This window comes from Flavobacterium movens, assembly GCF_039581425.1.
Taxonomy (GTDB): Bacteria; Bacteroidota; Bacteroidia; order Flavobacteriales; family Flavobacteriaceae; genus Flavobacterium; species Flavobacterium luteolum.
The window spans coordinates 154,574-175,046 of sequence record NZ_JBCPXY010000004.1 but is presented as its reverse complement, the minus strand read 5'-3'; the positions used below and the strand labels follow the sequence as shown (position 1 = coordinate 175,046).

The window sequence follows — 20,473 nt, the reverse complement described above, 5'->3', positions numbered from 1 at the left end:
AAATAAAAATATGAAAAAAATACTATTTGTACTGTCATTGGCTTTTGGATTGAATGCCGCAGCACAGACTTCTGTTGACGAAATTAATTTAATACAAGACCTTTATGGGAAATCGAAAGCCGATGTAGTCGAAGAATACTTAAACTTATCTGATGCGCAAGCTGCAGCATTTAAACCGATTTATGATAAATACGAAACGGAACGTAAAACCTTAAGCAAGCAAAAGATTTTGATTTTAGAAGATTACGGAAAGAATTATGCCACTTTGAGTGATGCGAAAGCAACAGAATTAACTTCAAAGAATTTGAAATACAATCAAGAATCTGAAAAACTCCTTGCTAAAACACATTCTAAATTGGTAAAAGTTATTGGTGGAATCAATGCAGCAAAATTTGTACAGCTTGAGCAGTATTTACAAGTAACTATACGAGCAGAGATTCAAGATGTTATTCCTTTTATTGGAGAATTGGATAAAGCCAAAAAACACTAGCCGATTTCTGGGTACAGAGTAGAAAGTATAGAAAGAATTATTTTCTACTCCTCTTATTAATATTTTATACTCTTACTATGATAAAGATATTTACAAAATATTTGACAGTCGCATTAATCATGTCTGCCCAGTTGATTTTTTGTCAAGCTGAAAATGATGGTCCAGAACTTGGACTTCCTGGCGACAATCTTGATTTATATGCTGTGATGTCCTTGTTTCAGAAATCAAAAACTATTGAGGAATTTGAAAAAAATCTGAATCTGGAGAAAACAGGCATCAATAATCTGGATTTGAATCTGGATAAAAAAGTAGACTTTATAAAAGTAGTCACAAAGAAAAACGGTAATTCGTTTACGTTTATTCTTCAAGTTGCCGTAAACAAGAACGAAAACCAAGACGTTGCTGTTATTTTGGTCGATAAAGACAAAAACGGAAAGGTAAAAATGCAGATTGTGGGCGATGAGCTGCTGTACGGAAAAGATTATGTCATTGAACCAGTTGCTAAATCATCTCCAGCAAAAACAGCAAATCCTGCCTATACAGGAGATGAACCCGTACAAAGCTCGCCAGCTGTAACTGCAGTTGTGGTAGAAACGGTGCCAATTGTGCAATATGTATATTCACCAGCTTACGTTCCGTACTATCCACCATATTATTACGGATTTTATCCGCCTTATTTCGCTGCTTTCACTGTAATGGCAGTAGGAATTTATCGTCACAACCATTATTACCATCATCATGGTTATCATGGCGGGCACTATCATGGCGGACATAACAATGTATATATTAATAACAGAAACAGTTTTAATAATTACAACAACAATAGGTCGAGATCTACTACAGTGCGAGACAATTCGACCAATAATAGATACAATAGTAATCGGGGCAATTCGCGTCCTTCTGCGAGCACACGACCATCAGCAGGAAATTCCAATCGTGCAGGAAATACAAGTGCATCTGGAAGAACGAGACAAAGTGCATCACCAAGCGCAGGGACTTCAAATCTTAATAGAGGAAGTTCTTCAGGATCCAATTTTAATAGAGGCGGAGGTGCTTCGTCAAGACCAAGCGCTGGCCAAATGGGAGGAGGCTCTCGTAGTATGGGAGGCGGTGGCTTTGGCGGCGGAGGCGGCGGAAGAAGAAGATAAACGGCGTTTTTTATAATGTTTCATCAGAAAAAATGCGTAAGTCCTTTTTGGGTTTGCGCATTTTTGGTTTTTATATCTGATGAAATCATGTTTAAAAATGCGCACAAGATTTTTGAAGCAACTCATTCCGTAGGAAAGTTTCATCGGTAGAAACGAGATTTGAATCAAGAATATACGTTCCGTAGGAATGTCTCATCGGTAGAAACGAAATTTAAATCACGATTACACGTTCCGTAGGAACGTCTCGTTGGTAAAAATTAGCATGAACCATGATTATACGTTCCGTAGGAACGTTTGATCGGTAATTGTTTCGCAAATCAGGTGTCCCTACAGAACACAATGTAAAACCATATTTTTTTTCTACCGATGAGATATTCTTAACGGAATATAAAATGTCGCTATTGATTCTAGCTGGCAGAAATTTTAATTTAAATTTTCTGCCACAAAGTTTTTGCAATACTCTTTTATCAGCTCTCTAACGCTTCTAAATTGTTCCATTATTTCATCGTCTGTTCCTGTTGCTTTTGCTGGATCTGGAAAATTATAATGAAACTTGACTGCCTTTGTTGGGAAAAACGGGCATCGCTCTTTAGCATTATCACAGACTGTAATCACAAAATCAAAATCGATATTTGCATATTCATCAATATTATTTGATGTGTGATTTGAAATGTCTATTCCGTCCTCTTTCATTATCGAAATAGCTTTTGGATTAACGCCATGAGTTTCTACACCAGCGCTATAAACCTCAGCATTATTTCCAGCAAAAAACTTCATGTAACCTTCGGCAATCTGACTTCTACAGCTGTTTCCTGTACAAAGTATTAGTATTTTCTTTTTCATATTAAACAAATAGCCAAATGATATTTATAATGCAGAATTTTGGTTCAAAACCAAAAATAAGCTGTAATAAAATAACAGATGAGGTTATTACAATTGGTTTCTTGTATTTAAAGATTAGTTCTTTCATTTTTTAGCAGCATCCTGAATTTGGAGTACAGCAAGAAGCAGTGTCGCTGGTTAATTGGGTAAGATTGATCTTTTGTTTTTCTGCTGGAATTCCGCAAGCATCTTGTGCTAAACAAGCCGTTGTTTTATTTTTTAGAATAAACGTTTTTCCGTTAAATTCTAAATCATATTTGCCAATTGTATTGCTTTGGTATTCTACTTCAATTTCTAAATCTTCGATATTTAATTTATCTTCAGACAGCTGAATGATGTTTAATAGTTTATTAGGTTTTAAACGATGTTCAAAATCGTTAGCATCCCAAAGCTGAAAGTTTACTGCTTTTTCATTTCTGATTACTCCGCCGCAATCAATAAAATTTTTAGTAACTACTCCGACTTCTGTTACATGAAAATGTTCTGGCACAAAAGTTCCGTTTTCTAATTGAAATTCCACATTATCTAATGTTGGCAAAATCTGTTTTACTTCTGATAATTTCATCTTATTTTATTTATTTGTTAATTGCAATATTGCGATATATGATGTCAAAAAAAATGTTTTAGCAACATTTTGATTTTGAAATAGTTTGTGTGATGTTTAAAAAATAGGAGTTTAAAATGTCAATTGTTTTTTCGTCAATACAATAGCAAATGGCATTTCCTGAGATATTTCCTTTTATAATGCCAGCGTTTTTTAGCTCTTTTAAATGTTGAGAAACTGTAGGTTGGGCAAGAGGCAATTCGTTTACAATATCGCCGCAAATACATTCATTCACTTTTAGTAAATATTCGATTATAGCAATTCTTGCAGGATGCCCTAATGCTTTAGCAATTGTAGCAATTTGATTTTGTGCGTCTGTAAAATGTTCAGTCTTAGTAGCTCCCATATTAGATTATGTTAATATTGCAATATTACGATATAGTTTTTAGATGATGAAATTTTTAACAGATTAATTTAAATAAAAAAGCTCCAGATTTCTCTGAAGCCTTAATTTTATTGGCAATACTATTTATTTAACTTCAACCGCTTCAGGAAATTTCCATGAGCCATTAAGTATTTCTTTGTGCGGACGATAAAGTCTAACCCAGTAATTCCAACCTGCGGTAACCGGAATACAATTTGGTGTTTTACCGTCACAACCTCCAAACTGAATAGTGATCGATCCGTCAGCATCTTTTTTTGCTGTAATATTATTTAAGGTATACATATTGAGATCGTTTTTCTCAAAATAACCTTCTTTATTGTATACACTTATAGACCAAAATCCATCTACAGGAACATTTTTTACTTTAAGTTTATAGACCGTTTTTCCATCATTTTTTTTAGGATAAACAGAAAGATAAAGTGCATCTTTTTCTGGATTTCCGCCCCATCCTGTTGCGCTTCCTAATAAATGGCGTGTTTCATCGACTTTACCTTTTACTCCAAACATTCCTTTTGTATCAGATAATTTTTTAGAAACGTCAATTAAAGAATCTCTAACTTTCTTTTGACTCACTAGATCCCAATTTGGAACCGAAAAAGTTCCTTTATCTTTTTGGCTAATTTTAATTGCATCTTGCAATGCTGTAACTTTCGGTAAATCATTCGGATCGTTAGGATCAATAAAAGTTCTTATTCCTAACATCAGATAGCGTGTCCCGATTTTTTCCTTTGTAAAAGTAAAAGTTCCGGGAGCGTAATACGTTTCAGAATAGTGATCTTCGTCGATAGTCTGCATAGACATAAAACGTTTTCCTGGATTTGGCAATGTAACGGTTATTGGTCCAGCATCGAGATCATAAACTCCAGAAGAATATAACACATCTCGGTTAGCACGAATTACAGCTTGTTTGTCAATTGGCATTAAAGTTCTATAATGATGCATATTACCAATACCACCAGCATCTTTAACCGAAGTCGTAAAGTAAAGATCTGTTTCTGCGCGGTTAAAATTTGCAGCAGTAACAGGAACACTGTTTTTTTGTGCGACTGAATCAGAAGTCACAGCAGTAGAATCTTTTAATGCAGAAGAATCCGTTTCTGATTTGCCGTTATTCTGTTTGCAGGAAGAAGTTAGTAACGATATAGCAACTAAAAATAGACCTGATAATAATTTGTAATTTTTCATATTATTTGAAATTAAAATTAGAAAAATGGATATGATTTTATTTCTGTAGCAATGGTTTTCATTTTACAATTTCTGGAAGAGGCATTTTCCAAATGTTATTAATAACGTCTGGTTGCGGACCGTAAATTCTCATCACAAATATGAATTTTTCATTTTTAGGTGTCGGAAGCCAGTTGCTTTCTTTATCTTTTCCAGGAGAAGTGCTTTGCAGATAAATAACTAAATCTCCGTTTGGCTCATATTTTAAACCTTTGGTTTTATTGCCGATAGAATATCTGTTAATTGGGTTTGGAATTAGAAAACGTTTAGGAAGATTGTACATCGTGATGCTCCAAAAGTATTTGGCTTCAGGCAACTGATCTTTAGTAAATTTTAATACATATTTATTGTTTCCTAAAAGCTGCTGATTGTTTTTATCAACATTGCTTCCGGTATAAACAGCTTCCTCTTTAGTGTTTCCGTAAATTCCGGCAGCTGCAGCAATTGCACGGTTTAGAAAGTTATTTTTAAGTTCTGCACGTGTGCCAAAAAGACTTCCGGCATCTTTGACATTGTCTATTTTAGAATTCAGTTCTTGTTTGGCTTCGGCAATTCCTTTTTCAATTGCTTTTATCGTTTCTGGCGAGTATTTTGAACTGTCAAAAGGTTGTCCTGGCACAATTCCAATTTTGGCAAAACGCTTTCTCAGTTCTTTTTCGCTGCTGTCTTCGTTTGCATATTGTAATAAAGCATTTAATGCACTGATAAATTGAAGCGAATCATAATCGCTTTCTTTCCAGACTGGCAAAGGTAGATTGTATTTTTTTACAGGAGGAGCAGGCTGTTTTGTGTATTCATGCAACGGAATTAATTTATACTGCGCCTGTATTTTTTTAAGATTTGATACATCGGCTGGATCGTGTAATTGAGTACGGCCTACAAGATATATTAAATTGGTTTCAGAATGTAAAACCTTATCAATGCCTTTAGGAGTTTCTCCTTTCCAATCTGGTCCTGCAATGAGATATTTACCTGCATTATTGCCAGTTGCTCGCGATCCTACATATTCAAAATTGAAGGTGTAGAGATCTACTAACTGCATTACATAATATCGGTCGTTTTCTATTTTCGGCACTTCAAGAATAACAGGTTCGTCTGAAACATTAATCGGCGCCATTGAGTACGGAGTATCGTTATTTATGGTTATGATTAAAGTATCTGCGGGAGTTGCGCTTGTAGCTACGCTTTTGAATTTGTTAAATCCGGAATATTCTTTAGCTTCTTTGTTGATTGCACTGGAGTAAATAGCTTTGTAATTATAAAATATTGGATAGCCGTATATCCAGGCTTCTTTTGCAATAGCAGTTATGGAGTCAGTAGACAGTGTATTGGCTGTTTCTTGATTATCTTTTGATGGTTCTTTTTTGCAGGCAGTTACTGCTAAAAGAGTTACCATAAAAAAAGCGGTTAAATTTTTCATAATCGGGAGGTTTTATTTCATATATGATTTTTTCCTGATTTTAAAATTAGGGTTTAAAAGAAAAATTATACTTTTTTGAATGGCAAACATGGTTTCAAATTATAAGTTGCAACCATTTTCAAATTAAAGAGCTTTAAAACGGAGAGTTGTCCTGAAAAAAGTTAACAGGTTTAAAATTTTTAAGAAGCTCATCATTCCGTAGGAATGTTTGGTTAGTAGATTTTTTTAATTGGATTCAGACATGTACATTCCGTAAGAACGCTTGATTATGTTCGCAAAATTCATTTCGCAAATTAGGTGTCCGTACAGGACACAATCAAAAATGATATTTTTTTATCGATGAGATATTCCTGTTGGAAGATAAAATATTGCTATAATATCAAATAATAAAGCTCCAGATTGCTCTGAAGCTTTATATATTATAAAATAATGTATTTAAGTTTAATTATTCATTTAGCCATTTCCATCTTTTGCTCCAATCTAGCAAAATCTCTTCTTTCCATTTTGAGACGGTTATTCCTCCTTGAATTTTTCCAAAATAGAGATTTTTGTCCTGTTTGTCAGTAAACCAATTGGTTCCTAACTTATAATCGGTTTGGCTTTTTTTGCCTGGCCATAAGTTGGTTGCCACAATTGCGCCTTCTTTACCATTAATTTCTGGAAGGTCTGAAGTTAATTTATAATGTAAAACCTCAGCTTTTTTCGGAATATATCTAATGGCATAAACATCATTTCCGATATAATATCCAGGCCATTTCTGAATGGTTTTTCCGTAAGGTACTTCCATCCAAAAACAAATTGATTCTTTTTTGGCGTTGGTCTTTGGCACAGTAAAACGAAGTTCCATAATAGAACAGTAAGCCACAGTATCTTTAATAGTTGTTGTACGATCAAATATAGTTCTCGAACTATAATTAAACTTTTCAAAACTACCTCCCCAGCTTTCGCGAGTTGGATCATTTGGGTCGCCGTCCATCATATATAAAAGAGAAGGAGTATCTCCCATTTTAACTTCGCCTTTATAATAGTTGATAAAGTCTTTTCCTAAAGCACTTTTTTCTTGAATATGTTTACTATAATAATTTGAAATAACCACACTATCAGGTTCTTCACTAGGAGAAAACAAACCGTAATAAGAAGAGTTATTTTCTATGAACCATAGATTCGGAAAATTGGCAACTATATAAGCATAACTGTTTGCGCTCCATTTTTTGTTAGGGCCGCCAATCCAATATACTTTAATTTTAGTTTGAATATCAGGAGCATCGTGCAAAGCCTGAGCAAGATCTTCTAAACCTCCCCAAACCAATATCCATAAAGGTTGAGAACTTTTTTTTCTGGCACATTTTACAATCCAGTCAGATCCTTCAGTAGCTTTAGAATAGCCAATAAAAGACACATTTCCGCGATAACCTTGTTTCGATATCGAACGCAGATATTCTGGCGTAGCAAAACCTGTTTGATGTTTTTGAAGTTTCGGAAGATCTTTTTCGTAAAGATCAATCATTCGAATTATTTCCTGCTTGCTTCCATTTCCATAAGAAGGCGAGGAAACCAATCCTTCAATTTGAAATTTTTCATTGTACATTAATAAATGCGCCATAGATTGATTATCATCGGGATCTGTTCCTCCAATATCTGTACTAATTAGTATTCGAGGTTGCTCAGGTGTTGGTTTTTGAGAGTAAGCAGCCATAAAAAAGCTGAAAAAGAAAGATAGATAGAAAGAAATTCTCATAGCAAAAATGATTTGTCGGTTTAATGTAATCGATTGCAATATTGCTAAGATATCAAAATTTTGATTCGATTTGATTTGAACTGAAAATAAAAAAGCCCCAGATTTCTCTGAGGCTCTATAATATTGAAAAATACTTTTTTAGAAATTAGTATTTATTTTTTTCGAACGATCTGCAATGTAAGAGATTAACCAGATTACCTGTCCTTCTTTTACAAAGTAGATTTTCTTTGTAGCATAATCTGGAATACTTTCAAGACAAGTTACAAGAATGTTGTTAGCAGAAATTAAGTATTTTTGATCGTAAGTGCTTAAAACTCTTGCGGCCTCTTTGTTTGTTTTTGCAAGGTTTGTAAACTTACCGAAGTTGTTTTTAAGAACAGCATCATAATCGATAACATCTTGAAGGGTTAAAGAAACATAATGATCTTTATTCACATTTTCATCATAGAAAAGAGTTGAAAACGCCCAAACAGCACCACCAGATAAATATAGTTTATCTTTTTTTGCTAAAGGAGGATTGGCATCAAATAACTCTTTAGTCTTTTTGCGTAGAATTACATTATAATCAAAAGATTTTTCTTGATAAGTCGACATATCGTTTACTTGACTTTTGTTTACCACTGTCTTTTCTACGGCATCAGTAAGCGTCATGGTTCCAAAACTAAGTTCTAATGGAACAAACTCTAATTTACCGTCTTTAAGTTCGTCAATATAACCTCCTTTTGTAGTTTGAGCACCAATATCAAGAAGGAAAGCATTAGCAAAATCAACAGGAGGAATGGCACCTTTTACAAGTGTTTTTGCTTCCTCGTTAACATCTAATATTTCTAGCTGTTTGCTAGTTAAAAGAGCGATTTTGTTTTTTAATACATCGATGTTACGGGCAGATGCAAAAACGGGAGCAGCCACAACAAAAATGTTTTCTTCAAGAATTTTGTTTTCGGCTTTAATTTTTTGCAATTGGTTGGTAACGATAACACTAGTTTTAGTGATATCTTCTGCAGTAAGTTCTCCATTAGCAGTAATATGGTCAGCAAACGGAATTCTTTCAGTCCAAAAAGAAAGAATTTTATAATCGGCTTTTCTGATGTTATTTACATCAATAACCGAAACTTTTATGGCTCTACGACCAATTTCGATTCCAGCATAAATACTTTTTTGTGAAAATGCAGTAACAGAAAAAAATAAAGTTAGAAGGGTAAAAAATAAAAATTTGGGGTTGTGTTTTTTAAGCATTGTGTTGAATTGTAGTTATAATATATTTGTTTTTAAGAGATTACAAAGTTTCTTTTTTGTGGTATTGATATGAAAATCACAATTTTAGAATGAAAACAAATGATTTCATTACGGAATTGCGAATTTAAGAAAACATTTAATAATATAAAATCAGTTATTGAGAAAACCTGATATTAAATTATTGTAAAGAAATAACGGGATTTATTTCGATAAAGTATATTAATAAAAAAAGCTTCAGATTTCTCTGAAGCTTTTTTAATATATACTCATCGGTTATGATAATCTTCTTTTTGAAGAAGCACCAAGTATAAAAGCGAGAGTATTAAATTTTAGAAAAAGAAGTAGCCAACAGATACTTGAAATACTCCATTTCTATTATCAGTATCAACCTTAGTTATTCCCAAGTTATATCTGGCACTAAAATTAAGTCCATTTTCTAGTTTATAGCCGATGCCAAAATTAGCGCCAAAATCAAAAGTCGTGTATGAATTTGTTACTTTCACTCCTTCATTTTTTGCAGAAAGTAAAAAACCTATTTGCGGTCCAGCTTCAAGACTCAATCCTTTTGTTACGTAATATTTTCCCATTAATGGAATGTTCAAATAATTCATAGCAACTATATCATTATTGAAGGTATATCCTTGGCGAGAATACATTATTTCTGGCTGGAAGGAAAATTTATCAGATATTGGAATTTCCGATACAACGCCAACATGATAAGATGTTACATAACCAATGTTATTGGTGTTACTTCCATTAACAGTTGAAAAGTTTAAACCTGCTTTAGCTCCAAATTTAATTTCTTGGGCATTAACATTCGCAAATCCTAAAACTGTAAAAACAGCTAGCAATAAAATTTTTTTCATAAAAATTGATTTGAATTATTTGAAGCCAAAATTGATGTAAAAAAAAGTATAAAAGGTTTCAAAACCTTAAAAGTGGATAAATTGGTACTTATTTACTGATGTTTTTATATCCATTAATGTAATTAAGAAAGTTGTCTCCAGCTAATTTGGTTCTAATTTGTAAAATATAGCCCGCGTATATTTCTAACTTCTCGTTAACTTTTTCTTAGCAATGTGAAACATTGAAATAAACCACTCTATTAAAGATTTTATAGAATAATCGAATGATAATTTGTAATTCAGATCTTATTAATTGTCATTTCATTTAGTTTTAATTGTAAATCCTTTAACAGTAAATAAAATCAATTAAGTATAGTTTCGTCATGGAAAATTATAGGTAATTACCTAAAAAAAAAAAACAGAAACAGCATCGTAACTAAATACCACTATATAGATTGATCTTTACTATTTTTTTTAACACGGCAATTTTTCAAGGTATAGTTCTTGGAGCAATTATTCTAAAATCACCTCTTTTTAAAAGTAATGCCAATAGGTATCTGGCTTTTGCAATATTCACTCTTTCAGTGCTTATTGCCAATCTCATCTTCGAAATAATTGATCTTTACAGCAGCATGCCTTTTCTGCGTTTTCTTGATAATGTCGAATGGGCATTTCTCTTCCCGGTTTTTATTTTCATGTTTGTTATACATCAGGTAAATCATCCTATTCGAAATTCCAGAAAGATTCTATGGCTGTATGCTCCGTTTATATATTCAGCCATTACAAATGTTTTTTATGACTGTGATGCTGTTGCACATATTTTTACAATTCCGCACTTTCTTAAAAGCATTTTAGAAACTATAGGGAGTTTTGATTTTTATCTTATTTTGGTATTTATGCCTTTTATGGCTATTTATACTTTCAGGTTTATTAAATTTTCAAAAGATAAACAGGAAAAGAAATGGATTACTTTTTTATGGTTTTTGGTTTATATATTAATGCTTTCCTGGATGGTGGCTATTCTGACAGGCTTGCTTTTTGAATACGATCTCTCATATATTATGCAGATTCTAGCGTTGTTTGCCACATTTTTAATTCATTGTACAGCTTATTATGGTGTGTTTAGATATAGGCTAGCCGACAATAAAATAGGAATAGAAGAACGGTTAAATAAAAAAAATGTATTAGAAGATGAAATGCTTATCGAAGAAGTAACTCTTAAAAAAGGGAATGATGTAAATGGTTTAGAAATCTTTACAAAAGAAAACCCTTATTTTAAGAAACTGGAAATACTTTGCGAAGAGCATCAGATTTATAAAGACAGCAATCTAAACAGAGAAAAAGTAGCAGAGCAGTTAGGAATAAGTGCGGGATATGTCTCACAGCTCATTAATGTGATTACGGGAGATAACTTTGCTAATTATATAAATAACTATCGGGTTGAAGCCGTGAAAGAAATGATTCTCGATTCTGACTATGAAAACTACAGCTTGCTTGCAATAGGATTAGAATCTGGATTCACTTCGAAGACAACATTTCATAACGCCTTCAAAAAATCTACAGGTATGACACCAAATAGTTTTCGGAATACTAATAAATAAGTTCGGATTTCTCTAGTCTTAAGATATTTGGACTTTGTCGGTTTTTATTTCATTTAGGTTTGCTGTGATAATCAACTTAATCATTGCAATTTATATGAAATTAAATCGACTCTTAATTACTACTGCAGTTTTGTCTGCGGTAGCGGTTCAATCGCAAACGACCGAAAAAAAGAACCAGCTGGAATTCTCTGTGGGAAATAATTTTGGCTTCTTAAAAAATCTAGAATTTGCTCCAGTAGCAATGTATGAATATGAAGGGCTGGTGTATAAATTAAACTACACACGAACTAGCAAAAATGATAATCTATTTGAAGTTAAGCTAGATTATCTTTCAGCTGGACTAAAAACGGATAGGCTTTCTAATCTCAATACAGATTATTCAAAAGTCGGTTTAGGTTTTTCTTATCTGAAAGATATTTATAGCAAAGATAAGTTTACCATATATGTAGGACTCCAATCGCAGACTAATACTTCTATTTACAGTAATCCGAATACTTCGACTTTTAATAATGATGATTATTATACTTTGCATCAGGAATTTGGAATAGCGGGTAAATTCAGATACCAAATTAATGAAAAACAATATTTATCGTCAAAATTAACCCTTCCTGTAGTTTTGCTTAGAGTTACCAACGCTGAAGGAAAGTTTTATACAATAAACAACTATCAAAGTGTTTTATGGGATTTGGATTATGGCTATAAGCTTTCGAATCATTTTGAGATAAAAGCAACGTATAACTTTAATTACGCCAGACTTCAGGTGCCAAGTGCATATAGAGAACTGCAGCATCAATTAAACCTAGGTATTAACTACAAATTTTAATCATGAAACCAATCAAATCTTTAGGTTACTTTTTTGCAATCCTATTTACGCTTCTATTTACTTCATGTGTAGATACTTTAATGGGTGACGAAGGAAAATATGATGAGAATATTTATTTAAATTACAAGACAAAAACAGTATTAGAACTGCCTTTTGAAGACGACTGGTATATAGTTGCGGGGGGAAAATCTCTAGAATTAAATCATCATTTTACTCCTAACCGCCACCAGAGATATGCGCTAGATATTGTTCACGTCATAGACAGAAAAGGAAATAAGGGAGACGGAACCAAAAATGAAGATTATTATTGTTTTGGGAAACGTTTAAATGCTCCTGGAAATGGAAAAATAATAGCTGTAGAGAACAATATTGAGGATAATATTCCAGGAATTAAAAATAGCAAACAATCGTTAGGAAATTATATTATTATAGACCATTTGAATGGAGAATTTTCTTTTATGCTTCATTTAAAAAAGAATTCTATTATAGTAGCCGTAGGCGATAATGTAGAAAGAGGCCAGAAGGTAGGTTTAGCCGGAAACAGCGGTTATTCTACAGGTCCGCATTTGCATTACCATCTTCAGACAACTTCGTCACTTGTAACGGGTGTCGGTCTTCCTATGCAGTTTCAGAACTACTATGCCGATGATATTTTTACAGAAAAAGGAGAACCTATTACGGGTCAAATTGTGAGGAAGAAGTGAAAAAGAATATTTTTTGAATGTCAATCAATTATAAATTGAATTATTGAGTTGCAAAAAAAATGAGGGAAATTTGAAGCTTGACTTAGTAGCGAGATGCATTCATATAAGTGGTAAAAAGCATCGATAAAATTTAAAGTGCTTTTGTAGGTTAGTAGTGCAAAAGTTATACATTTGAAAAAAATAAGCTAGCTATAAACTCAAACAAAAATTAAATATTGCTATGGATAATAACAGTTTTCATGAATGGTTGCATACTAAAAATTACTTTGAATATTCAAAACTGAAAATTGAGTTTACGGAAACAGATATAAAAATTTCATTAGACTATAAAGAGACAAGCGGGAAATTTGCTTTCGAAAAATATTTATTTCATAAAATATCATTTAAGCTTGAACAAATTAGTAGAATTTATTCAGTTCAAAATAATTGGTGTGAACAAGAAAACAGACACAAAATAACAAGAGAAGATATCTCCAATGAAGATTTTTCTTCAAAAATTAGTGGTTCAGATACTTTTGCAATCATACCAATTGAAAATAAATATGCTGTTAAAATCGAAAATTGGTGGCAGGATTTTAGCGCTATAATTGATTACGAAAATTTCTCAATTATATTAGATGAAGTCGAAGTACAAGTGCTAGAACCAAAGTTATCAGAGGATGTTTTTGATTTTAAGTATAAATCTAAGAATCTGCCGAATTCTACTTTTTGGGTTGATAAATTAGCGGCAGAAGGAATTGAAGCAGCTTATATTGATTATTTCTGTAATCCAGTTGATATTGATCAAGTTTGTTCTGACAATTATAGCGATTGGTCAATTCGTCCTGTTAAAGAGCAGGGCTCAGGTCTAGGCGCGAAAATTTGTATAATCAACAATTCTGATGAGTTTAAAACGGTTAGGTTTGACTTTATTGAGAAAAAACTAGTAGATTTTATGGATAAAATAAAACAAATCGTTTTAGTTTCAGAGGTTGAAAATGTAAAATGTGGCAATGTAGTTTTTAGTAAAGAGCAATGGGAAAAATATGTGTTCGAAAATGTGATGCCTGAAATATAATTTAATAAAACCTGTGGAAAAAATAAAATAAAAAAGCTTCAGAGAAATCTGAAGCTTTTGTTTTAATATCGGATGATGTGAATTAATATATTTTTGTAAATGATTTATTTTTCAAGTCTTATCATCATTTCATCTTTTTATTTGTCAATAGTGTAAGTAATTCCCCCAAGTAAATGCTGTACAAAAAGAGGATCGCTGTAACTTTCAGAGCTGTGTCCTAAAGCAGTGTAAAATACTCTTCCGCCATCATAGTCATGATACCATGCCAAGGGATGATTAATGCCATGTTTGCCACCTTTGTATGAAGACTCATCAATTTTTATAAGCACATTTACGTTTGGATTTAGATATTTAAAATTGTACCATTCGTCTTTTCGTTCCCAAATTGCAGGAAGATGTTTTGTAGATAGATGTTCGTGATCTACAATTATAAGTTTAGCATTCTGTGGTTCAGGATGTCCTTCAAAAATTCCGCCGATCATTTGCGTGTACCAAGACCAATCTGGTTCGCAGTTGGTGGCCGAATGAATACCAACAAAACCATTTCCATTTTCTATGAATTTTTGCAAAGCCAATTTTTGATTTTTGTCTAAAACATTACCTGAGGCACTTAAAAATATAACGGCTTGGTATTGCTTTAAGTTTTTTGAATTAATTGCCAGAGAATCTTCGGTAGCGTCTACAATAAAATGATTTTCCTGTCCCAGTTTTTTTATCGCTGCAATTCCGGCAGGAATGCTTTCATGTCTGAAGCCATTGGTTTTAGAAAAAATCAGTACTTGTTTTGTTTTATAAGAAGTGGTCTGTTCTTTGTTTTTTATATGAAAAGAAACTAGAAAATAGCTTGTTAGTACAATGAAGCTGAATAAAAATGATTTTTTTATTGAAAACTGATGGCTCATTTTAGAAAATTTTATTTTGGGAAGATATAAAAAAATATTTTCTGCTGGTTGTATTTACTCCGCTGTCGCAAAATGCCATAAAAAAAACAAGTGGTGTTTTTCTTAGTAGCGGGAAGAGGCTACTCATTATAGTACCAAGAAGTATAAATTTAATTACAGTCCTTTTGGCAGTTTGTGGAGGGGAAATTATATATTTGAAAATAAATATTTTGTGAAAGTTATCGCACATATAATAAGTTATGTGCAAGCAGAAAAAAACAGAAACAAATGATCATCAATACAAATAAAAGCGATATAGAAAATTCTAAAAAAAGGAATATAATAGTTACAATTTTGCTTTCACTATTTCTAATAGCCGATTTCTATACTTTGAAAACAATTTTAGATTCAAATCCAGATAATGATTTAATTGATCTTGCCGAAAAAATAAATTACTGTTATGTTGTCTTCACGATTCTAGATTTGCTTTTTACATTTTTCCTTTTTAAATGGAAAAAATGGGCATTTTGGGGAACTCTAACAATTAGTGTTTTAACTTTTCTGCTTAATTTATATGTTGGAATAGGAATAATTGTGTCTTTTTTGGGATTATCAGGAGTAATACTTTTATTTATCGTACTTCAATTAAAATCTGGAAATGTTTCAGGTTGGAGAAATCTAGAATAATGAAACCATCTCCAAAAGCATAAAATCCACCTCATAAAAGCACCACAAAGGATTTAGATTTAATCTAATAAAGACTAAAAAAGAAAAGCTCCAGATTTCTCTGAAGCTTTTGTCTCTGTAGCCTAACGGGACAATTTTCGAACCATTTTAAAGATGATTTAAAAAACTTAAATCCAATTTAGATATTTTATTTTAATAAATTATTTCCAAAAAGATGATCGTACAATTTATTTTTATCTATAGGAGCGTTTTTCTTCAGAGGTGTCATGATGAAGATATATTGTTTATCTTCATTATGATAAAATACTATGTTAGCATTTATGTTTTTTAATCCATAATATTCTATTTTGCTATATATTACTTTTGAATCTTTATTGTTAAATTTGATGACATAGTTACTGAAATTTAGATTAAAGCTTTTTATAGTGTCATTATTTATTTGGTAATTTATCTCATTATCTGAAAAAAAATCTATGCGATTAATTTTATAGTCATCTTTAAATACTTCCGGACTCAAATTAACTTCGAATAAACCTTCATTAATTGTAGAAAAATAACCTGGTGTTGAATAATTAGTTGATTGATGATTATTGAATGTGAAATTCTGAGAAATATTTTTAAGTTTTATGACTATTAATGAGTACTTTGATTCAATTTCATATTGTGAGATAATTGAGTCATTTTTTAAGATATAAGAACCAATACAAACATCGTGGTTTTTAAAGGGTAATAAATTTTTTATTTTCATGCTTTTGGTTGGAACGAAATTCATTTCGTTCATTGCATTCATTTCTTTTTCTATTACATTTTTTTTGCAACCCAAAAATATGAGAAGCAATAATGTGATACAGATAATTTTCATGTTAATTTTGTTTAAAGCGAAGTTATTTAATTTTCTGTAATTAAAACCCGATCGCTCCAATATGTAGACGACGATAGTTGAGATTTGCAATCTGTGCTCGCGAAGAGAATGAGAAAGGTATATAAACAAAAAAAGCTTCAGATTTCTCTGAAGCTTTTACCTTGTAGCGGGAACAGGACTCAAACCTGTGTCCGCGGCGGCGGATATGAGCTCGCCGAGCTGTTAGGATTTAAAAATTTATAGTAAATGTAATACAATTTATTTGTGACACTCAAGCAAATGTCTAAGTAATCCTGAAAACAAAAATTACCTGCAATTAGGTATATAATCGGATTTTTTGTGCCTTTTATCGGATTTTTTTAATTGTAAGCTAAAATTAATACATATATTCGCAGAAATTTTTGCTAATGAAAGTAATATTACACTTAATAATTTTTAGTTTTTTTTTTAGTGCCCCAATCTACAGTCAAAACGAAACTAACATTACCTACGGATTAAAATTTGGTGTTCTGCACTCCACCTTCAGTAATCTTCCAGAGAGCATAAAAGGGAGAGATAATACTTTTGATAACAGTGTTATGGAAAGTAAGGGAAAATTTGGCTTAGAAGGCGGTTTCTTTTTAAATTTTAAACTTCATGATACACGAGTTGCCATTCAGCCGGAAATCTTATTTAGACAGTCAGGAGAAAAAGTGACTTACAAAGATGCCGTTGGAAAAGAATTCGAACTCGGATTAAATTATGCTTTTCTGCAAATCGGTGCTTTATATAAAGTTTATCCTTATGAAGGTTTAAATTTTGGTGCCGGTGCTTTTTATGGTATCAATTTATCTCCCAACGATATAACATATAATTCTAATGAAGCAGGTGGTATGTACGATGTTGCCACGAGACAGTTTTATAAAGATGGTCTTGATGGAGACGATGATTTTTCGTTGTGTTTTGCATTAGGCTATGAACTTCATAAAAGCATACACTTTGACTTTCGCTATTATCTAGGCGTAAAGGACATGATTAAGAGTAATGCATCATCTTTTCAGTTTATCGAAAATCAAAATAAAAGCAGTGTCTTTTGTTTTTCGTTAGGCTACAGTTTTCACGAATGGTAATTTATAAAAAAATGAAAAAAATTATTTTGCTTCTTTTATTAGTAAGCACAAAATCTTTATTGGCGCAGGGTGATCGAGAAATTACGTATGGTCTTTTTGGCGGCGGAATCTATTCTAAAATGTCCAATCTTCCAGATGTGATAGTGCCGAAAGGTATTTATGAAGGTTATACTTTAAAAGAAGAAGGCAAGTTTGGAGGAATGGGCGGTTTGTTTATTAATTGGAAATATCCTTATGCAAAAGTTGCTATTCAGACCGAAATCTCCTATTCAGGTCAGGGAACCGATTTGAATTACGAAGATGTAAAAGGACTCAAATATAAAATGACTTTTGGTTATAGTTATATCAATGTCGGAGCGCAGTTTAAATATTATCCTGTCGAAGGATTTTATATTGGCGTTGGGCCTTATGTAGGATTTAATATTGCGAGTGATAATATAAAATACTCTTCAAACGCACAGGAATTATTTGCAGATTCTGGTGTTTATTTTGAGCCAGATGCCAATGTTCAGAAAGTATTGAAAGAATCTTTGACGGGTAAAAATTATTTCTACGGAGTTTTATCTGCAGGATATGAATTTGGCAATAATCTTTCTATTGGAGCAAGATACTCTTTGGGGCTTACAGATGCTTTAATGACCGAAGAAAATGGACATCGTTACAGCGAAAACAAAAATAAAATCAATAGTATTTCACTAATTATTGGTTATTCATTTGACTTTGATGATTTAGGAAATTTCTAAAAAAACATCATCATAAAAATCACTTTAGAATATGAATAAAAGGATTTTTTTATTGGTAAACTTAACAGCATTTCTAATTGTGAATGCTGTCTTTTCGCAGGAAAAAATAGTTCCAGGAGCAGTTTCAGAACCTTTTTTTTGGATTAAATCCAGAAATACGGGAGAGAGTTACTATTGGGAAAGTCTCATAAACAATAAAGAAGCAAAGGTGCCTGTAAAGAAATACAATGGCGCTGCTTTTAATTTTAATCCCAGTATTGTTATTGATACGGATCTGGATTCTTTAATTGTGCCTCTTGGCTCAGATAGTAAAAGGCGCCAGACCCTTTTTATGGTATACAAAGTAAAGGACAGTCTGAAAGAACAATTTTTATGGACAATTAATGATCCTCAAAAAATAATCTCGGCTGCGACAAACAAACGTTTGGTTGACTTAAAAAAATATTCTTACCAGTCTTATCAGGAAAAGATCAAACCTCATAAAGCCAATATTCATTTTTTTCAGCAGAATGTAACTGATAGCGTTGCAAAACTGTCTTCATTAACTATTGGCCAGAAATCAAAAATGGAGAAATTGCCGCCAGAAGATTTTAAAGGAAGCATAAGCGAAATCTTGATTTACAACCGCGTTTTATCTGGTTTAGAAACGCAGAAAGCGGCGAGTTATTTAGCCATTAAATACGGAATTTCACTTTCTCAGTTTGACAATAAAAACTATTTAAACAGTAAAGGAGAAAAGATCTGGGATGCCGAAAAACACAAAGGATTTACGTCGTCAATTACCGCAGTCGGACGTGACGACGCGAGCGGTTTGCTGCAAACCAAAAGCAGCAATATGATAGAAGAAGGAATGATGACGTTTGAAGTAAAAAGTAAATCGGACAAGATTCCTAATGATTATTTTGCTTTTTGGAGCGATAACGGAAAGAATCTCTTAGTTAAAAAGCAAGAGCAAGGAGAACCAATCGGAGTTTCTAGAGAATGGCAGCTGGATTATGCGAACCCAAGTGATCTTAGTTTAGACTGGACATTTAATCCTGCTTTTATAAAAGGAACACTGCCAAAAGACACTTATTACTGGCTTTTAGTTGATTATTCTGGAAAGGGAACTTATGATGAAAACGATTCAGAATACATTCGTTTAGGAAGTACTTCCAGCACAGAAAAATTGGTTTTAAAAGATTTTGACTGGAATAAACAGAAATCTGGGACAGCAAAATTTACCTTAAAAGTAGCGCCGCAAATGTTCAGCAGAGTTTGGATAACCGAAGCTTTATGCGGCGTTTCAGGATCTGGCGAATTAAATTATACCATTGAAGGTGGAGAAGCTCCTTTTACGGTTACAGTTAAAAAGGAAGGCAGTGAAGCAGTTGTAAAACAATGGAGTCAAGCTGCAAAAAGTCAGACCGGCGTGCAGCTTTCATCAGGAACTTATGATTATATCGTAAAAGATAAAAAAGGAAATCTGTATTCAGAAACCGTATTTGTGGCAGATAAGGAAGGAACTTTTCCTAATCTAAAATCAGAGTATCTGCTGACAGATGGAAATGCGCTTCTTTTGGATGCCAGTGCAGCTCTGCCGTCTGGAAATTATCAATACCAATGGTTTTATGAAGGGAATTTTATAGATGACAATCCGAAGATATTAATCGATCAACCAGGTAATTATGAACTTCGATTAATAAACGGGCAGGAATGTAAAACGTCTAAAATGATTGCTGTAGCGACAGATGGAAAAGAAATTACAGATTCTAGTATCCTGATTTTATATCCGAATCCAACTCGAGACGGAAAGTTTGCAATTGCGATGCAGTTTCCTAAAAAGACCGACGTAACGATTCGTATTTATTCTTTGACGGGATCACTTTTAAAAGAGAAAAAATACAATCAGATTGAAACTTACCTGCATGAAGATAATATAAAAGAACCGTCAGGAATGTATTTGGTTAATGTGAGTTCAGATTTTGGAAATAAGACTTTTAAAGTAATTGTGAAATAGCTAGACAAAGAAAGTATTTGTCAAATTCAATAATA

General features: G+C 32.5%; 20 protein-coding genes. 10 read left to right on the top strand and 10 right to left on the bottom strand.

Features of this window, described 5'->3' with window-relative positions; all coding sequences use genetic code 11:
- The first annotated feature begins 10 nt into the window (after positions 1–10).
- Positions 11–490 (top strand): hypothetical protein, encoded by a 480-nt coding sequence (locus tag AAYQ05_RS09240; RefSeq protein ID WP_343542847.1) that lies wholly within the window; start codon positions 11–13, stop codon positions 488–490.
- 77 nt (positions 491–567) lie between these two features.
- Positions 568–1,638, top strand: coding sequence for a hypothetical protein (locus AAYQ05_RS09235; protein WP_343542844.1), 1,071 nt, complete (start codon positions 568–570; stop codon positions 1,636–1,638).
- A gap of 423 nt (positions 1,639–2,061) precedes the next feature.
- Here the strand turns inward: AAYQ05_RS09235 and AAYQ05_RS09230 are convergent, their stop codons facing one another.
- The 8 genes from AAYQ05_RS09230 to AAYQ05_RS09195 form a co-directional block, all read right to left on the bottom strand.
- Positions 2,062–2,481: an arsenate reductase ArsC gene (locus AAYQ05_RS09230; RefSeq protein WP_343542843.1), complete on the bottom strand. Its 420-nt coding sequence runs from the start codon at positions 2,479–2,481 to the stop codon at positions 2,062–2,064.
- Positions 2,482–2,611: 130 nt separating this feature from the next.
- Entirely contained in the window at positions 2,612–3,085 is a 474-nt protein-coding gene (locus AAYQ05_RS09225) for a DUF6428 family protein (protein WP_343542842.1), read from the bottom strand.
- Positions 3,086–3,143: 58 nt separating this feature from the next.
- Positions 3,144–3,470 (bottom strand): ArsR/SmtB family transcription factor, encoded by a 327-nt coding sequence (locus tag AAYQ05_RS09220; RefSeq protein ID WP_111362835.1) that lies wholly within the window; start codon positions 3,468–3,470, stop codon positions 3,144–3,146.
- 123 nt (positions 3,471–3,593) lie between these two features.
- The gene (locus tag AAYQ05_RS09215; RefSeq protein ID WP_343542839.1) at positions 3,594–4,694 is read right to left on the bottom strand and encodes a DUF1214 domain-containing protein; all 1,101 of its coding nucleotides are present in this window, start codon (positions 4,692–4,694) and stop codon (positions 3,594–3,596) included.
- A gap of 58 nt (positions 4,695–4,752) precedes the next feature.
- A complete protein-coding gene (locus AAYQ05_RS09210; protein WP_343542838.1) occupies positions 4,753–6,153 on the bottom strand; it encodes a DUF1254 domain-containing protein in 1,401 nt (466 codons plus the stop codon).
- Between the two features lie 445 nt (positions 6,154–6,598).
- Positions 6,599–7,891, bottom strand: coding sequence for a nucleoside hydrolase-like domain-containing protein (locus AAYQ05_RS09205; RefSeq protein WP_343542836.1), 1,293 nt, complete (start codon positions 7,889–7,891; stop codon positions 6,599–6,601).
- A gap of 138 nt (positions 7,892–8,029) precedes the next feature.
- Positions 8,030–9,127 carry an exopolyphosphatase gene (locus AAYQ05_RS09200; RefSeq protein WP_177210709.1) on the bottom strand — a complete coding sequence of 366 codons (1,098 nt, stop codon included), beginning with the start codon at positions 9,125–9,127 and terminating at the stop codon, positions 8,030–8,032.
- 329 nt (positions 9,128–9,456) lie between these two features.
- Entirely contained in the window at positions 9,457–9,993 is a 537-nt protein-coding gene (locus AAYQ05_RS09195; RefSeq protein ID WP_343542832.1) for a porin family protein, read from the bottom strand.
- Positions 9,994–10,427: 434 nt separating this feature from the next.
- Between AAYQ05_RS09195 and AAYQ05_RS09190 the strand changes: the two genes are divergently transcribed.
- From AAYQ05_RS09190 to AAYQ05_RS09175, 4 genes are all read left to right on the top strand, one after another.
- The gene (locus tag AAYQ05_RS09190) at positions 10,428–11,573 is read left to right on the top strand and encodes a helix-turn-helix domain-containing protein (RefSeq protein WP_343542830.1); all 1,146 of its coding nucleotides are present in this window, start codon (positions 10,428–10,430) and stop codon (positions 11,571–11,573) included.
- Between the two features lie 94 nt (positions 11,574–11,667).
- A complete protein-coding gene (locus AAYQ05_RS09185; RefSeq protein WP_343542828.1) occupies positions 11,668–12,396 on the top strand; it encodes a hypothetical protein in 729 nt (242 codons plus the stop codon).
- A gap of 2 nt (positions 12,397–12,398) precedes the next feature.
- Positions 12,399–13,100 (top strand): M23 family metallopeptidase, encoded by a 702-nt coding sequence (locus AAYQ05_RS09180; RefSeq protein ID WP_343542826.1) that lies wholly within the window; start codon positions 12,399–12,401, stop codon positions 13,098–13,100.
- A gap of 220 nt (positions 13,101–13,320) precedes the next feature.
- Positions 13,321–14,157, top strand: coding sequence for a hypothetical protein (locus tag AAYQ05_RS09175; RefSeq protein WP_343542824.1), 837 nt, complete (start codon positions 13,321–13,323; stop codon positions 14,155–14,157).
- 137 nt (positions 14,158–14,294) lie between these two features.
- On the opposite strand, the gene AAYQ05_RS09170 is transcribed toward AAYQ05_RS09175, so the two are convergent.
- A complete protein-coding gene (locus tag AAYQ05_RS09170) occupies positions 14,295–15,059 on the bottom strand; it encodes a ThuA domain-containing protein (protein WP_343542823.1) in 765 nt (254 codons plus the stop codon).
- Positions 15,060–15,326: 267 nt separating this feature from the next.
- On the opposite strand from AAYQ05_RS09170, the gene AAYQ05_RS09165 reads away from it, so the two are divergent.
- On the top strand, positions 15,327–15,725 hold the full coding sequence (locus tag AAYQ05_RS09165) for a hypothetical protein (protein ID WP_343542822.1): 399 nt from the start codon (positions 15,327–15,329) through the stop codon (positions 15,723–15,725).
- A 187-nt stretch (positions 15,726–15,912) separates the two neighbouring features.
- Here AAYQ05_RS09165 and AAYQ05_RS09160 read toward each other — a convergent pair whose 3' ends face one another.
- A complete protein-coding gene (locus tag AAYQ05_RS09160; RefSeq protein ID WP_343542821.1) occupies positions 15,913–16,587 on the bottom strand; it encodes a hypothetical protein in 675 nt (224 codons plus the stop codon).
- A 407-nt stretch (positions 16,588–16,994) separates the two neighbouring features.
- On the opposite strand from AAYQ05_RS09160, the gene AAYQ05_RS09155 reads away from it, so the two are divergent.
- From AAYQ05_RS09155 to AAYQ05_RS09145, 3 genes are read left to right on the top strand one after another with little or no spacing between them, the layout of a single operon-like run.
- Positions 16,995–17,696, top strand: a complete 702-nt coding sequence (locus AAYQ05_RS09155) for an outer membrane beta-barrel protein (protein ID WP_343542820.1) — start codon at positions 16,995–16,997, stop codon at positions 17,694–17,696.
- A gap of 11 nt (positions 17,697–17,707) precedes the next feature.
- Entirely contained in the window at positions 17,708–18,439 is a 732-nt protein-coding gene (locus AAYQ05_RS09150; protein ID WP_343542819.1) for a porin family protein, read from the top strand.
- Between the two features lie 31 nt (positions 18,440–18,470).
- Positions 18,471–20,438, top strand: a complete 1,968-nt coding sequence (locus AAYQ05_RS09145) for a T9SS type A sorting domain-containing protein (protein WP_343542818.1) — start codon at positions 18,471–18,473, stop codon at positions 20,436–20,438.
- The last annotated feature ends 35 nt before the right edge of the window (positions 20,439–20,473 follow it).